Genomic DNA, 14,861 nt, shown 5'->3' with positions numbered 1-14,861 from the left:
AAGGTCCAGGAGCTGCAGCGCATCATCGACACGGATGCCGTCAAGGGCGAGCGCGACGTGCAGCTCGCGCAGCTGAAGGCGCACCTCGAACTGGGCCTGCAGCAGCTGAAAGGCGAGCAGGCACTCGAACAGCTCCGCGAGAAGGGCGCGATCGCCGACCGCGACCGCGAAGACAGCCAGGCGCACGAGCTCGGGATGCACGCCGCCGACGCCGCGCAGGCGGTCAGCCAGGCCGAACGCGCCGCGGCGCTGCGTCCCATGCCCGGGCCCGCCGGCGCCGGGCTGTGAGATGGCGACGATCCCGTACGACCCGAACGCCGTCGCGTATCGGGACGCGCGGGGCTGTCACGGCAAGGTGAAGTTCCCCTCGAAGAAAAACGCGCGCGCCCGGGCGCGGCTGCTCGGCGGGTCGCTCGACGCCTACAAGTGCGTGCTCTGCCGCGGCTGGCACATCGGCCACGGCCGATCCCGGAACCCGCATCGGGCGCCGAACGCGCCGTTCTGAGGCCGACTCGACCGTGTAATCGGTTGCGCCGATCTCAACCGTTCCGCATACTGCTCAGCGGTTTGACCGTCGTGCCGCCGGAGTCGCGCCCGGTGTAGCGGGTTCCCCAACCTGCACGACGCGCACAAGGGGATCACCACGGAATTGGGGCCGTGTGACGCACGCGAGCGATCGCGGAGCTGCACACGGCCTTTTTCGTTGTCCGGGGTGATCCCGCTCTTCACCGGAGGGACATGGACACCGAGACCACCACGGGACCCGACGCCCCAGCCGCCGCCTCGTCACCGGCACCCGTCGACGGCTCGACGTACCTCGCCTCGCTGACGCGTGAACAGCGTCAGGAATGGAACCGGACCGGGACGCTCCCGGACGCGACGACCCCTGCGGACTCGTCATCCGCCCAGCCTGGCGACCAGGCCGCGTCAACGGACGCGTCACGTGCGGCCGCCTCGGAACCGGCCAACCCCGCAGACAAGCAGAAAGCCCCGCGCCCCGACGTAAAGGCGCGCAACGCGCAACTCGATGGCGAGATCGCTGAGCTGAAAGAGAAGCTGCGCCTGCGCGCCACGCTCCGCGAAGAGCTCGCCCGCACCGACCGGCCGACCCCTGACGCGCGCACCTCGGACTCGTCACCCGAGCGGCCGAAGACGACGCGGGAAGAGTGGCAGCGCTATCGCGCGATGCCGGACGCTCCGCAGCCGGACAAGTTCGAGCACTACGAGGACTTCACGGCCGCGATGAGCGTGTTCATCGCCGACAAGCGCTTCGAGGAGCGCGAGCAGGCTTCGCGCGTCGACGCGTCGCAGCGCGCGCACGTCGAGCGCGTGCAGCGCACCGTCGCCGACGCGAACAAGCGGATCGAGGAGCACTGCCAGGCGGATCCCGCGTTCCGCGACAAGGTGCACCCGGACCTGCTCGAGATCGTGCCGGCCGGCCTCCTCGCGCTGCAGCCGAACGCCGCGATCGGGCCGCACAACGTTGTGGCGCAGGAAATCCTCGAGTCGAAGGTCATGCCGCAGCTGTTCGAGTACTTCTCGACGCCAGACGGCATTCAGGAATGGGCCTCGTTGATGGCGCTGCCGCCGACGAAGCTGCTCCTGGGGTTCGGACGGATCGAAGCGCGCTTTCTGCCTGCTGCGGGCACAGCGGCGGCCGGCGAGAAGAAGCCAGCCGCCAAAACGGTCACGACAGCCCCGGAACCGCCGACGACCCTCGGCAAGAAGGCGACCGATCCGGTCGATCAGGCCGAGAGCGCGGTGAAGAACGGGGACTTTCGCGCATACAAGCGCCTCGCCGACCGCGAGGACCTGAACGCGCGTAGGTAGCCATGCCAGTCACCAACAACTTCAAGAAGGTCGATTACGTCACGATGGAGACCCTCCGGCTGTTCATGCACAGCTCGGAGATCTTCGCGAACATGCGGCACGACCACGAGGAGGACTTCAAAAAGGAGTTCGCCGTGGGCGATCGCATCCGCGTGAAATTCCCGTGGCGGCCTGTCATCCGCGACGGGTTCACGTACACGCCGCAGAATATCGAGCGCCTCGAAACGACCATCGTCGTCGATCAGCCCTTCGGCATCGACTTCGAATGGGACACGATCGACAAGCTCCTGAACATGGAGCGCGGCGAAGAGCGCGTGAAGAAGGAGTACCTGCGGCCGGCGGCGCTGTATCTCGCGGCCGAAGCCGACAAGCGCGCCGCGGCGTTCGCCTACAAGAACACCGGCAACATCACGGGGCAGCTCGGGACCAACCCGACGACGTTCGATGCGACGTCCGCCGCCGTGCGCCAGCGGTTCGTCGAAATGAGCTCGCTCTCCGACGACCAGGGCATCTACGTGCCGCCGGCCGTGATGCGCGCCATCAAGGGCGGCTCCGACGGCAACCTGGCCCGGTTCGGGCCGGTCGAGGACATCAAGAAGCTGTACCGCCAGGGCGTCGTCGGCAAAGCGGACGGCTTCGAGTGGACCGAGTCGATGTCCCTGAAGTCACACACCGCCGGCACGTGGGCGGGTGCCGTCACGTTGAACGGCGCGGTCGCCAACGGCGCCACGTCGCTCGCCGTCACCTGCACGACCGGCGACACGTTCAAGGAAGGCGACGTCATCGGCCTGGGCAGCGTGTATCGCGTGAACCCCGTGACGCGCGAGCGCACCGAGTCGGCGAACACGATGACGGTGACGGTGGCGGCGGACACCGTCGGCGTCATCTCGGCGGCCACGGTGCAGATCAAAGAGACGCTGTACTTCAGCGGCAACTACCAGAACATCGACGCGCAGCCGGCCAATGGCGCCACGCTGACGCTCTTCCCGGGCACGACGTCCCCGAACGGCAAATCTGGCAAGCAGGGCCTCGCGTTCACGCGTGACGCCTTCGCCGGCATCAGCCTGCCGCTCCCCATGCCGAAGAACGAGGAGCTCGTCTCGCAGACGACCGACCCGGACACCGGCATCTCCATCGCGTTCATCCGCAGCTTCGACGCGGTCAACCGCAAATGGGTGAATCGCTTCGACGTGCTCCTCGGCTTCGGCCGGCTGCACTGCGAGCTCGCGGCGATGCGCATCCTCTGCGCCTAGTCGGCTGACAACCAGGAGACCTGAGACCATCATGACCCTCAAGACCTTCTCGCGCGCAGCCGTTGCGGTCCTGCTCGGACTGCTCCTCTACACGGTCCCCGTCCCCACGCAGACGGCGACCACGTCGACCACGCTCTCGAGCGCGGTCACCAGCACCAGCGCCAACACCGTTGTTCTCGCGTCGGCGACCAACGTCGACGCCGGCGGCGCGATCTATGTGGGTAGCGAACGGATGGACGTCGTGTCCGTCAGCGGCACGACCGCGCAGGTCCGCCGCGGTATGGGCGGCTCGCGCGCGTCGACGCACGCGAGCGGCGCCGTCGTCTACGTCGCGTCCTCCTCGCAGAAGGCGGGTGTCTTCCGCAGCGATCAGCGCCCGGGCGGCACCTGCACGCGTGCCAATGAGCCGTTCCTGCCGCAGATCGACGCGGCCGCGGGCGTGATCTGGGACTGCGTCGCACCGGGCGGGGCAAAAACGCCGACTGGGTACTGGACGCGCCTCAATGCCGCGCCGGCGGGCTTCAACGGCCACCTGCAGGTCGGCGGCGATGCGCATATCAATGGGCACCTGTATGTGCGCGAGGAGTTCGATCAGGGCTTCATCGTCGCGGAGAATGACGCGACCGGCCTGCTGATCAAGTCCGTCTCGGACACCGACGACAACGTCGTGATCGGCTCGCCGCTCGGGCTGATCTCGTATCGCGAGGAACAGGCGAAGACGGCGTCCTCGTGGGCGATCGTCGACGGTAAGCTCAATATCGAAGCCGACAACACGACCGACAACGAAGGGGTCGAGATCGTGTTCGGCGGCGATGGCGCGAACACGACCGAAGGCGTCATCGTCGCGGGGACGAGCGGCGGGTGCTTCACGGCCTCGATCACCATCACCGATATCTCGGGCACCGACCAGGTCCTCATTGGCTGGCGGCAGAACGAGACCTGGCAGGACGCGGCCGCGTTCGACGGCTACACCGTCTGGCACACCATCGGCGTCACCGCGACCGACGGCTCGATTACCTCGAAGGCGGAAGTCTCGAGCGCGACGGGGACCGACGACACAACCGTCGACTGGGCCGACGGCGAGACACGCCTGCTGCGGTCCTGCGTCTCGAAGGCGGGCGTCTTCTCGGCGTTCTACTCCGCGGCGGGCGGCTCCACGTTCAGCGCGGTCACGATGACGAACAGCGGCAAGACCGCGACCGCCGGCGTCCAGATGTATCCGTTCCTCTCGTATCTCGCGGCCGGCACCGATGGGCCTGGCCCGATCTACGTGAACTGGGTCGAGATCTCGGCGCCGCCGCAGTAGCGCGGCCGCCCGGTTCCCTGATCCGTGGTTGTTGCCCGGGCGGCGCCGCTGCCCGGGCCCTTTCCTGCACGAGGACCTCACACATGGGTGACGCCAACAGCCCGCATCGCAATGTCGACAAGAACGGCCAGTACCTCGAGTACCCACGCATGCTCCACAAGGCCGGCGGCAAGGAGCTCGTCGTGGCGAACGACGCCGAGTGTGACGCCGCGCGGAAACAGGGTTGGTCGCTCGAGCCGATCGTCGACGAGCCGCAGGCCGAGGCGGCCGACGCGTCGCCGGCGGCGGACGACAAGCCGAAGAAGGGCGCGAAGAAGTAGCGCGCCGCAGTGAGCGCTGATGGCCACGACGCGTGAACTGCTGATCGGGTCGCTGCGCGAGCTCGCGCTGATCGACCCGATCGATCCGGTGCCGCCGGAGATGCTGCAGTACGCGCTCGACACGCTCAATCGCCTGCTCGATCTCTGGAACGCGAAAGGGCAGGGCCCGTACGCGGAGCTGTTCTCGACGTTCACCCTGACGCCGAGCCTCAGTCCGCACACGATCGGGCCCTCGACCGCGACCTGGCCGCTGGCCAAGCGCCCGAAAGCGATCCTCAGCGCGTCGCTCATCGTCTCGAGCGTCTATTCGCCGATCACGGTGCGCGACGCGCAATGGTACGCGGCGCTGCCGTCGCCGGCGCAGACCGGCGCGATCGTCACGGACGTGTTCTACAACCCGACGACCGTCAACGGCTCGCTGTATTTCTGGCCAGTGCCCACGACGGCGTATCAGGTGCGGCTGCAGACCAAAGGGATCCTCGCGGCCCTTGCGCTCGAGGACGCCTTCACCCTGCCCGAAGGCTACGAGGAGGCGCTGCGGCTCACCGTCGCCGAGCGCCTGGCGCCGTCCTTTGGCGTGGCCCTGACAGCCGAGACCGTGCAGCACGCGCGCGATGCGCGATCGACGGTGTTCGGCAACAACGACACGGCGCCGCGCCTGGCGACGGCCGATGCCGGCATCCCGGGCGCGTGCGTCGGCGCTGACTACGACTACCGGAGAGGACCGTACCGATGACGATCACTCCTCGCGTGCGCGCGCGCGCGCTCGCGCTCTCGCTCTCGTTGCTGCTGATCGCCTCGGCCGTCGTCGCGCAGCCGTGGCGCTATGTCGTCTACGAGCAGTTCACGATCGACAACTCCGCGGATCAGTTCACCGCGGCGACCATCAACGAAGGCAGCGGCCATCCGGCCGCAACGCTCGGGATCTGCAAGCTGGTGACGGCGGAGATTCGGTATCGCCTCGATGGCACCGCCCCGACGACCACCGTCGGCGACGTCTGGTCGGTGAATGAGACCAAAACGATCGTCGGCAACGACCTCCTCAATAACTTCCGTGGCATTCGCACTGGCGCCACGAGCGGAGAACTCAATTGCCACTTCTTCGCGCAATAGCGGTCGGCCTGGCGCTCCTGGTCGGGCCGCTGATGTTGTCGTCGGTGCCGTCGCTCGCGCAAGCGCCGCGACCGCTGCCGATGACGTCGACGAGTAGCGGCGGCGGCACGACCTGCACCGCGTCCGCGAATCAGGTGCTGTTCTTCAACGGGAGCAGCGTGTGTGTCAGCGATCCGGATATGACGTTCGCCACCGACACGCTCACGGTGACGAAACTCGTTACGCCGTCAGTTGACAGCGGGGTCGCGAACACCGCCATCGTGTTGAAGTCCCCGACGGGGAGCACCGCTGGCTTGATCAGTATTCAGTCCGGCGCGACGGTGCGGGCGCTGGTCGGCGGCAATGCGTCTGAGAGCTACATCCAAGGTCAGCCGAGCCTGCCGATCAACTTCTACAACGGGGCCGGCAGCACCGTGAACATGGCGATTCTCGACGCCGGGGCGCTCCGCATTGGCAGTTGGACGGCGGCACTGACGGCGGGTGCCCTCGGGCTGCCGAAGATGACGGCCTCGGGCACCGCTCCGGGCGCCGCGGGCCTCAAGCTCGAAGTCGTCTGTGGCACCAACGCCGGCAGCGCCAAGATCATCGCCTACGCGGGCACGTCGACGACGGCGACGACGGTGCTGGACAACATCGGCTCCGGCGTCACCGGGTGCTGACGCGCGCATGATCGGTTCAATCGTTCCGCACGGGGCGCGCGAGGCGGAACAGCAGGGCACCGCGCCGGAGGACAGTCCAATGCGAACCCGTTTGCTGATCCTGACGCTGCTGCTGGCCCTGGCCGTACCAGCCGTACCAGTCCACGCGCAGAACACGTCGACGACCATGATGGCGCTCGTCTCGTCCCCGCAGTTCACCAACCGGCTGCAGTACCTCGGCGCACAGGTGGCGAAGGAAGTGCTCGAAGAGGCGGCCTCCGCCAGCGCGAATGGCGTCATTCCGGCGTACACCGCGGCGTGTCATACCCGGCGTGTCGCGTTGGCGCGCGCCTTTCTGATCGGTCCTGCCGGGTATGCGTCGATTTCCGCGGTCCTCATCGTCGGCGTCAACGTGTCCGGTGCGGTCATCGTCGGCACCGCGACCGGCAGCGGCGCGACGGCCGACAGTTCGGCGTCGGATGGGTCGATCCAACAGGCGTATCGCGTGATCTGGAACGCGCTGTCCGGCTGCGCGACGAACGAGTAGGTGAATGCCATGCCCGCTCGCGCGCTGGTGGTGTTGCTCGCGATGCTGACGCCCTTCCCGGCCTTCGTCGGCGGCGCCTACGCTTCGCAGTCGCCCGTCTCGGCGAACGAAGCGCTGGTGAATTGGTACGTCGAGCAGATCGAGTCCGCCGGCGCGACGTCGCGCTGGGCGCTGTACCCGACGCCCGGGTTCCGCGCGCGCCGCGAGTTCCCGACGTCCGTCGGCCGCGCGGCGTTCGCCGAGAACGGCCGCGTGTTTGTCATCTTCGGCAACACGCTCTACGAAGTCTACGAGGACTGGAGCTTCGAAGCGCGCGGCGGCATGACGCTCGCCGTCGACGACAACCCGGCCACGATCTGCAGCAACGGCAGCGGCGGCCAGCAGCTCTTCATCACGAGCGGCGACAAGGGCTATTGCTACGACCTGGTCGGGAACACGCTGACCGAGGAGCTCTCGAGCGGCGCGACGATGGGCGGCTACGCCGCGAGCTTCTTCCTGGCGTTCGATCGCACCAATGCGCGCATCCGCACGTCCGCGGCGTTCGACGGCACGAGCTGGGACCCGACCGATATCGCCGAGCGCACCAGCGGCGCCGACGACTGGCAAGCCATGCTGGTCAACCCGTACGGCTACGTGTTCCTGCCGGGCAGCAAGACGAGCGAATTCTGGTACGCCGTCGGCGGCGCCGGGTTCCCGTTCGCGGTCGATCCCAGCGGCCTGGCCGAAGAAGGCATCGCGGCGCCGTTCTCGCTGCAGCAGGCTGGCAAATCGGTCGTGTGGCTGGCGACCAACGCGAACGGCGGGTATCAGGTCATGCGCGCGAGCGGGTTCACGCCGGAGCGCATCTCCGATCACGCGCTCGAGTTCGCCCTCTCGACCTACGGCGACGTGTCGAACGCGATCGGCGAGACCTACGAGGACCGCGGCCACGCCTTCTACCTGCTGACCATTCCGGGCGCGCGCGTCACCTGGGCGTACGACTTCACCACGCAGCGCTGGGCACAGCGCGGCACCTGGATCGCCGCGGACAACGCCTACACCTACCTGCGGCCGACGTTCCACTGCTTCGGCTTCCACAAACACCTGATGGCCGATCGCGAGTCGAACGTGCTCTACGAAATGTCGCACGCGTTTGCGACGGACGTCGACGATCGGCCGATTCGGCGCTTGCGCCGCACCCCGGCGCTCACCAATCAGCACACACGCCTCTTTTTCGACACGCTCGAGATCCTGTTTCAGACCGGCATCGGCGTCGCCGACGGCGAGGACCAGGACGTCGACCCGCAGGTGATGCTGCGCGTGTCGAACGACTTCGGGCAGACCTGGGGACACGAGCACACCGCGTCGGCCGGCAAGATCGGCGAGTTCTGGCGGCGGGTGCGGTTCTGGAACCTCGGGAGCGGCCGCGGCCGCGTCTACGAGGTGGTGGTCTCGGCGGCGGTGCCGTGGCGCATCACCGACGCGTATCAGCAGGTGCGGGGCAGTCGTGAGGGCGCCTGATGGCCACGCCGCGGCCGCGCATCCCGCACGGGGAGCCGCTCGTCGATCGGCAGGGGCTGATGCGCCTGCCGTGGGTGACGTGGTTTCGCGGGCTGCGCACCGATCTCGACAGCACGCCGCGCGCCGAAACGACGCCGATCACGGTGACGGGCCAGAGCGCCGCGATCGGCCTCACGGCGATCCCCACGGCGACGCTGCCGGCCGGGTTGTACCTCGTGACGGCGTTTCTGCGCGTCACGACCGCCGCCGGCGTCTCGAGCTCCGTCACGTTGACCATCACGTTCACGAGCGGCGGCGTGACGTGCACGTTCAGCGGCGCCGCGTTGACGGCGAACGCGACCAACGCGCCGCAGGCGCACACGTGGTTGCTCAAAATCGACGCGGCCACGCCGGTCAGCTACTCGACGGCGTACGTGTCGAACCCCGCCGCGGCGATGCGGTACGAGCTCTCGATCGTGTTTCAGCGGATCGATGCGTGAGAAGGAGCCCTGATGCCGCCGCGTAACCGCTACACCCGCTACGAGCGCCCGTCCGAGTGGATCACCGGCGAGGAGGACGTCTACACGACGGACGGTGGCAACCGCCTCGACCCACCGGTCGACGCGCCGCCGGTGCCGCCGATCGGCGACGAGACCAATCCGTACGTGCCGGCGGCGCCGGCGAACGCGGCGGTGCCGGTCACGCGGCCGCCGGTGCATCTCGCGCAGACGCCGAATCGCGGCACGAGCGAGTACACGCTCGACCAGTGGAATCAGGCCTGGCGGGCGTCGGACCCGTATCAGCAGTGGATGGCGTCGCGGGGCTATCGGCTCGACGGGCGGCAGAAGCTCAGTGAGCGCGATCGCGAGGACCTGGCGAACTACGCGCGGCAGCACGGCATTGCGTTGCCGGGCGGCATGAAGTTCGACGACTACGGCAATGCGAATCAGCGCAACAACCTCTGGCGCAACGTCGCGATCGGCGCTGGGGCGGGCGCGGCGGCATTGTTTGCGGCGCCGGCGCTCGCCGGGCTGCTTGGCGGCGGAGGGGCGGCGGCGGGTGCCGCGGGTGCAGGCGCGGCAGCGGCTGGTGGAGGGGCCGCGGCTGCCGGGGGCGCCGCCGCGGCGGGAGCAGCGGGGGCAGGCATGGCAGCAAGCAGCTGGCTACCACACGTGATTACGGGGATCACCGGCATTGCGACCACCGGAATGGCGAATCGTGCGCAGTCGCGATCGGCAGAACGGGCCGCGGCGACCGCGGCCGCGTCGGAAGGCCGCACGCTCGACTACTACCGCGAGCGAGACAAGGCCGAAGCGGACGCCAAAGCGCTCGCGGACGCGGACGCCAAAGCGCGCTGGGAGGCCGAACAGGAATTCCGCCGCCGGCAGTGGGACGCCGATCAAGCCGAGCGCGAGCTGCAGCGCCGCTGGGCGGAAGAGGATCGCGCCTACGAGCTCGAGCAACGCCGCCTCCGCGATGAAGAGCGCGCCGCGCAGCAGCGTGCGCGCGACGAGCACGCCGCCTACGAGCGCGAGATGGCGCCGGTCTGGGCGGCCGAGGCGGAACGCCAGCGCCAGGCGCGGGCCGCGCGCTACGCGCCCTACAACAACCTGCGGACGGGCGCGCTGGCCAATCTCGGGCAGCTCCTCGGCCTCTCGCCGGGCGCGATCCCGGGCGCCTCGCCGGCCGGGGCGTCGAGCAGCGCGGCGCCGACGCTCGCCACGTTGCTGAACTTCCCCGCGCAGAGCGGTCAGGCGCCGGGCGCCGCGGCCGCGCCGTACACGCCGGCGACGATGGCCAACTTCACGCCAGCGACGGCGGCGTACACGCTCGGCGAGCTGCTCAACCTGCGGAGGGGTGCCTAGATGGCCACGCCGTACGTCCCTGAGAGGCCGATCACGTGGCAGATGGTCGGCGGCCAGTGGGTGCCGATGGTCTCGGCCGACGGCGCGCCGAGCCCCGGCGGCGATATGGGCGGCGGCGCCGTGCTGCCCCCGGGGGAAGATCTCGTCGGCGGCGGCGATGATGTCTGGTACGGCGCGGTCGACGATCAGGGGCGTACGTTTCCCAATTACCGCCCGCCCGCGCTGCCCCCGCCGACGAGTCCCGGGGCCCCGACGCGGGACGGCTTTGCATTTCCGCGCTTTCGGCCGACGCCGTTCGAGCGCCCGGCCGACTTCGAGGCGCCGGCGCCGTTCTCGTACGCCGAGTTTGCGTACGACGCGTTCCGGCCGGATCTCGGCCCGCTCGAGCTCACGCCGTTCCAGGCGCCGACGCTCGAGGACGCCGCGCGCGAACCCGGCTATGCGTTCGCGCGCGACGAGGGACTGCGCGCGATGACCAACAGCGCCGCGGCGCGCGGTCTGCTGCGCACAGGCGGCACGCTGAAAGAGCTGCTCGGGTGGGGCAACCGCTTCGCGGAGCAGAACTACCACAACGTCTACAACCGCGCGGCGGACACGCACGATCGCAACGTCGGCCAGACGCTGCAGGCGCGCCAGCAGCGGTTCGGCGAGCTCGCGGACACCTACGATCGCAATCGGGCGAATGCGTTCGGTACCTACACGGCCAATCGCGCCAACGCGGCCGACGCGTACACGACGAACTACAACATCGCGCGCGACACGTGGAGCGGCAACGTCGCGAATCGCCAGGGCGCGTATGACCGCACGTTCGCCGCGGAGCAAGCGGCGTTCAACCCCGAGTTCCGCGGCGCCGAGCTGACGTTCGAAGATCTGTATCGCCGTTGGGCGACCGACAAGGACGACGCGTACAAGCGCTGGCGGGACCAGCTTGATGCCATGACGCGGCTGGCCACACTGCCGCCGATGGAGTAAGCGCGCGATGCCCTACACCCGCGTCGACTACGTGCCGCAGCCGTTCGTGCGTGAGCCCTACCGCTCGCGGTACGGCGACACGATCGGCGAGCTGCTCGGGCTCTCCGGCCGCCGCGCCGCGGAGCTCGAGCTGCGCCGCGGCGACAGCCAGGCACAGATGTGGCAGTCGGTCGGGGACACGATCGCGCGCACCATTGGCGGCTGGCAGCAGTCGCGTGACATGGAGCGGCAGCGGGCGATCGAGGATCGCCGGCGCGGTCAGGAGGACGAGGCGCGCGAGCTGCAGCTGCGCACCGGCCGCGCCCAGGCGGCCGCGGTCGAGCAGGAGCAGCGCGGGCAGGCGTTCGAGCGGTCGATGCTGCCGCTCGCGCTGAAGCGCGGCGAGGACGGCGTGACGCGGTTCGATCGCGATCTGCTGACGCAGGAATTCACCAACGCCGGCCTGGCCGATCGACTGCCGGACGTGTTCCAGCGGCTCGACGAGCAGGACAACGCGGCGCTCGCGGTCCTGAACGCCCGGCGGGATGCGGTTGCGAGCGTGTTCTACGGCGTGCTGCAGGGCGGCAATCGTCCGGAGTCGTTCGCCGCGGCGCTCGAGTACGCGCGCGCGAATGATCTGGCGCCGGCGCGCGAGCTCGACGTGCTCGATCGCATGGCGAGCCAGGACCCGGCATCGATCGCCGAGCTCACGCGCGCCGTCGTCGGCTCGTCGCCGAAGTTCGCGTCGCTCATCAAGCCGAAAGAGCCCGTGAAGCTCGGACCCAACGAGCTGCTCGTCGACCCTCAGACGCGCGAGACCATTGCACAGGGCATCCGGCCACCGGAGAAGCGGAACCTGCAGCGCGAAACGGCGATGGTCGGCGGTCGGCCGACGTTCGTCAACTTCGATCCACAGAGCGGCGAGTACTTTGATCTCCAGGGCAATCCGATCGCCGAGCTGAGTCCGGTTCCGCCTCAGCGACCGGATCCAGGCCCCTCGTTCCAAGCGAAAGAGGTGCTGAACGACGAGGGTGTGCCGGTCATGGCCAACTTCGACGCGCGCACCGGTCGCTATGTCGGTCCGGACGGCGAGCCGATTACGAATCCGCGGCCAGTGCCGTCGGCGCTCGAGACGCAGGACGCGCGCAAGTTTCAACAGGCCGGTCCGATTCTCAACGCACTTTCCGAACTGTCCGAGCGGATCAATACCCAGCAGGGCCTGCTCGCGAAGATGGCGGGCGGCGCCGCAAAGCTCGCCGCGCAGGCCAATTATGACGACGACGTGGCGGAATACACGGCGCTGATCGAGAGCTTCACGCCACTCGTGGCGCGGGCGTACGGTCACACGGGCGTGCTGACGCAGCAGGATGTGGACAGCGTGAAGGCGATGTTCCCGAAGCCGGGTGATTCGAAGTCGCTACGCGATCGCAAGATCAAGCGCGTGCTGGAGATTACCAACTCGTTGCAGAACCTATCGTCAACGTCGACGCAGGCGGCGGTGCCCGATCGGCCGGCAGGCGGCACCGCCACGCCCCGTGAAGGCGAGCAGGGTGTCATCGACGGCAAGCCCGTCGAGTGGCGCACCATCAACGGCCAGAGCGGCTGGGTGCCGAAGGGATGGAAGCCGTAGATGCCGCAGGCCTCGCCGTTCGTCTCCACGGATCCCAACGCCGCGCGGCGTGTGACGTCGCCGTCAGCCGCGCCATCACGGTCCCCGTTTGTGTCGACTGACCCCAGTGCGGGGCGCGCGCCGGACGTGTACGACCGCCGCGACGTGGTGTTTCGCTCATCGACGGGGCCGTCGCACCCGGCGGCCGATCTCGCGCGCGGCGTCGGAGCCGGCCTCGCTTCGACCGTGTATCACGGCGGCGATCTCGTGCGGCGTCTGTTCGGCATGGAGCGCATCATCGACCATCCCGAGGCGCAAGCGGCGATGACGCCGCCGGAATCCGTGGCCGGACAAATCGGCTTCTACGGTGAGCAGATCGCCGAGTTCGCGTCACCGCTGGCGCGCGTGTCGCGCGCGCTGAGCGGATCGCGCCTGGGCACTCGGGCTGTTGGCGAGGCGGCCGCCAGCGGAGGCGTGGCGGCGCTGCAGTCGGGCGGCGATCCCGGCACGGTTGGCACTGCGGTTGTGGCCGGTGCGGTGCTCCCCGTCGCTGGCGTGGCGTTGCGCGCGAGCGGCCGGGCTGCGCAGCGCGCCGCCGCGGGCGCACGCGAGGGAGGGATCGGCGGTGCCGTTGCCGGCGCCATTCGCACGGCCGCGCCGCAGCAGCCGCGCACCATGTTGGTGCAGGCACTCAAGCCCCGCTCGACAAATACGCGATTCGAGCAGTCCCTCGATCGCGCGATGCCGGAGCTAAAAATCACCGAGGAAACGCTCGGCCGGCCGATCGCGAGCATCGACGACTTACTCGAAGCCACACGCGCCGCGAAACAGCGCGTCCGCGCGCAGTACGACGAGCTCGCGGGACCAATGCGTGAGATGGGATCGACGGTCGACTTGACGCCGGTCGCTGAAGCCGCCGCGAGAAGTATTCCGCGCAAGACGCTGCTGGAGAACCCCGCGAAGGCCAAGGCGTTGATCGAGCGGAGCGCGGTCTATCGCCGACGCCTGCCGATCGAAGAGGCCGAGGAGATCCTTCGCGACACCAACGCGGAGCTCGACGGCTTCTACGCGAAGTACCCGACCGCGCAGCGCAAGGCGCTCGCGTCGGATCCGGAGATCGCCGCGCTCGAGGCGCAGGCCACGGCACTGCGCAACGTGATCTACATGACGCTGGATCACCCTGGCCAGGGCGCGGCGGCGCGTGAGCTGAACCGCCGCTACGGTGCCCTGATGAGCGTCGAGCACGAGACCTATCGTCGTGCGAATGTCGCGAAACGGCAGCAGCCCGAGAGCCTCAACGAGCAGATCAGCAACGCGCGCGCGGCGGGTGACTTCGCTCGCGGCGCGTGGCGGCTCGCGCACAAGGATCTCACCGGCTTCGCGGACATCGCGAGCGCGCACGCGATGCGCAGCGCTGCCAAGTTCATGAAGGAGCAGCAGACGACGGACGCCTTGATTCGCCGTGCGTTTGCGTCCTTTGACGGTCGCCCGGCGCCGGTGGAGATGCCACGCCGCCCGGCGGTTCGTGGGTTGCTGACGCGCGGCCCTCGGTTCACACCGCCGCCAGCGGACGATTCCTATGTGCGCGGGGTCCCTGCGGAACCGGCCCGTCGTGACGTGCGCGGCCTCTTGCCGCCAGCACGCCAGACACGTGTGACGCCGCCGCCCGCCGATGGAAGCCGCGTGCAGTCGACGCGCGCCGGAGAATACCTGCGATGGGATCCGCAGCAGCGACGCTGGGTCAAGGTCTATCTGGGTGTGGGGCGCGAGAGCGGACGATGAGCACCGATAGAAACACGACGAGGAACACGAGGACCGGGCGCCAACCGACCCAGTCGGCCCAGCGCGCGACCGTGATGACGACCCAAATGCCAAACGCGAGCGCGATCGCGGTGAGCCAGATTCGATCGAGCCATAGGCGCCAGCGGGACATGAGCCCCAGTCTAGTCA

General features: G+C 68.9%; 16 protein-coding genes. All 16 read left to right on the top strand.

Translation table 11 applies throughout. The features are described 5' to 3' along the window. Nucleotides 1-288, top strand: a 288-nt coding sequence (locus VEC57_15135; GenBank protein ID HYC00470.1) for a hypothetical protein, incomplete at its 5' end; no start/stop codon positions are given. Between the two features lies 1 nt (nucleotide 289). After that, entirely contained in the window at nucleotides 290-505 is a 216-nt protein-coding gene (locus VEC57_15130; protein ID HYC00469.1) for a hypothetical protein, read from the top strand. A 233-nt stretch (nucleotides 506-738) separates the two neighbouring features. After that, nucleotides 739-1,830 carry a hypothetical protein gene (locus tag VEC57_15125; GenBank protein HYC00468.1) on the top strand — a complete coding sequence of 364 codons (1,092 nt, stop codon included), beginning with the start codon at nucleotides 739-741 and terminating at the stop codon, nucleotides 1,828-1,830. A 2-nt stretch (nucleotides 1,831-1,832) separates the two neighbouring features. Beyond that, entirely contained in the window at nucleotides 1,833-3,083 is a 1,251-nt protein-coding gene (locus tag VEC57_15120; protein HYC00467.1) for a P22 phage major capsid protein family protein, read from the top strand. 31 nt (nucleotides 3,084-3,114) lie between these two features. Further along, nucleotides 3,115-4,389, top strand: coding sequence for a hypothetical protein (locus VEC57_15115; protein ID HYC00466.1), 1,275 nt, complete (start codon nucleotides 3,115-3,117; stop codon nucleotides 4,387-4,389). An 83-nt stretch (nucleotides 4,390-4,472) separates the two neighbouring features. After that, complete coding sequence (locus tag VEC57_15110; GenBank protein HYC00465.1) at nucleotides 4,473-4,709, top strand: hypothetical protein; 237 nt, start codon at nucleotides 4,473-4,475, stop codon at nucleotides 4,707-4,709. A 19-nt stretch (nucleotides 4,710-4,728) separates the two neighbouring features. After that, nucleotides 4,729-5,445 (top strand): hypothetical protein, encoded by a 717-nt coding sequence (locus tag VEC57_15105; GenBank protein ID HYC00464.1) that lies wholly within the window; start codon nucleotides 4,729-4,731, stop codon nucleotides 5,443-5,445. A 14-nt stretch (nucleotides 5,446-5,459) separates the two neighbouring features. Beyond that, the gene (locus VEC57_15100) at nucleotides 5,460-5,822 is read left to right on the top strand and encodes a hypothetical protein (protein HYC00463.1); all 363 of its coding nucleotides are present in this window, start codon (nucleotides 5,460-5,462) and stop codon (nucleotides 5,820-5,822) included. After that, complete coding sequence (locus VEC57_15095) at nucleotides 5,801-6,481, top strand: hypothetical protein (GenBank protein ID HYC00462.1); 681 nt, start codon at nucleotides 5,801-5,803, stop codon at nucleotides 6,479-6,481. Before VEC57_15100 ends, VEC57_15095 begins: the two co-directional genes overlap by 22 nt. A 7-nt stretch (nucleotides 6,482-6,488) precedes the next feature. Continuing rightward, a complete protein-coding gene (locus VEC57_15090) occupies nucleotides 6,489-7,007 on the top strand; it encodes a hypothetical protein (GenBank protein ID HYC00461.1) in 519 nt (172 codons plus the stop codon). 9 nt (nucleotides 7,008-7,016) lie between these two features. After that, complete coding sequence (locus VEC57_15085) at nucleotides 7,017-8,507, top strand: hypothetical protein (GenBank protein HYC00460.1); 1,491 nt, start codon at nucleotides 7,017-7,019, stop codon at nucleotides 8,505-8,507. Then, nucleotides 8,507-8,986: a hypothetical protein gene (locus VEC57_15080; protein HYC00459.1), complete on the top strand. Its 480-nt coding sequence runs from the start codon at nucleotides 8,507-8,509 to the stop codon at nucleotides 8,984-8,986. The genes VEC57_15085 and VEC57_15080 overlap by 1 nt, the downstream gene beginning before the upstream one ends. A 12-nt stretch (nucleotides 8,987-8,998) precedes the next feature. Continuing rightward, entirely contained in the window at nucleotides 8,999-10,351 is a 1,353-nt protein-coding gene (locus VEC57_15075; protein HYC00458.1) for a hypothetical protein, read from the top strand. Nucleotides 10,352-10,393: 42 nt separating this feature from the next. Beyond that, a complete protein-coding gene (locus VEC57_15070) occupies nucleotides 10,394-11,323 on the top strand; it encodes a hypothetical protein (protein HYC00457.1) in 930 nt (309 codons plus the stop codon). 157 nt (nucleotides 11,324-11,480) lie between these two features. Beyond that, nucleotides 11,481-12,932, top strand: coding sequence for a hypothetical protein (locus VEC57_15065; GenBank protein HYC00456.1), 1,452 nt, complete (start codon nucleotides 11,481-11,483; stop codon nucleotides 12,930-12,932). Continuing rightward, the gene (locus tag VEC57_15060) at nucleotides 12,933-14,693 is read left to right on the top strand and encodes a hypothetical protein (protein HYC00455.1); all 1,761 of its coding nucleotides are present in this window, start codon (nucleotides 12,933-12,935) and stop codon (nucleotides 14,691-14,693) included. It abuts the gene before it with no gap. Nucleotides 14,694-14,861: the final 168 nt, after the last annotated feature.

Source organism: Candidatus Limnocylindrales bacterium (genome assembly GCA_035626395.1).
Classification (GTDB): Bacteria; Desulfobacterota; Binatia; order UBA1149; family CAITLU01; genus DASPNH01.
This window is presented reverse-complemented; position numbering and strand designations above follow the sequence as displayed.

What these genes read in the sequence shown, in the direction of transcription:
- VEC57_15070 (HYC00457.1), top strand. Translation starts at nt 10,394, where the DNA reads ATGGTCGGCGGCCAGTGGGTGCCGATGGTCTCGGCCGACGGCGCGCCG.
- VEC57_15105 (HYC00464.1), top strand. Translation starts at nt 4,729, where the DNA reads ATGGCCACGACGCGTGAACTGCTGATCGGGTCGCTGCGCGAGCTCGCG.
- VEC57_15060 (HYC00455.1), top strand. Translation starts at nt 12,933, where the DNA reads ATGCCGCAGGCCTCGCCGTTCGTCTCCACGGATCCCAACGCCGCGCGG.
- VEC57_15065 (HYC00456.1), top strand. Translation starts at nt 11,481, where the DNA reads ATGTGGCAGTCGGTCGGGGACACGATCGCGCGCACCATTGGCGGCTGG.
- VEC57_15120 (HYC00467.1), top strand. Translation starts at nt 1,833, where the DNA reads ATGCCAGTCACCAACAACTTCAAGAAGGTCGATTACGTCACGATGGAG.
- VEC57_15110 (HYC00465.1), top strand. Translation starts at nt 4,473, where the DNA reads ATGGGTGACGCCAACAGCCCGCATCGCAATGTCGACAAGAACGGCCAG.
- VEC57_15075 (HYC00458.1), top strand. Translation starts at nt 8,999, where the DNA reads ATGCCGCCGCGTAACCGCTACACCCGCTACGAGCGCCCGTCCGAGTGG.
- VEC57_15090 (HYC00461.1), top strand. Translation starts at nt 6,489, where the DNA reads ATGATCGGTTCAATCGTTCCGCACGGGGCGCGCGAGGCGGAACAGCAG.
- VEC57_15115 (HYC00466.1), top strand. Translation starts at nt 3,115, where the DNA reads ATGACCCTCAAGACCTTCTCGCGCGCAGCCGTTGCGGTCCTGCTCGGA.
- VEC57_15130 (HYC00469.1), top strand. Translation starts at nt 290, where the DNA reads ATGGCGACGATCCCGTACGACCCGAACGCCGTCGCGTATCGGGACGCG.
- VEC57_15085 (HYC00460.1), top strand. Translation starts at nt 7,017, where the DNA reads ATGCCCGCTCGCGCGCTGGTGGTGTTGCTCGCGATGCTGACGCCCTTC.
- VEC57_15080 (HYC00459.1), top strand. Translation starts at nt 8,507, where the DNA reads ATGGCCACGCCGCGGCCGCGCATCCCGCACGGGGAGCCGCTCGTCGAT.
- VEC57_15125 (HYC00468.1), top strand. Translation starts at nt 739, where the DNA reads ATGGACACCGAGACCACCACGGGACCCGACGCCCCAGCCGCCGCCTCG.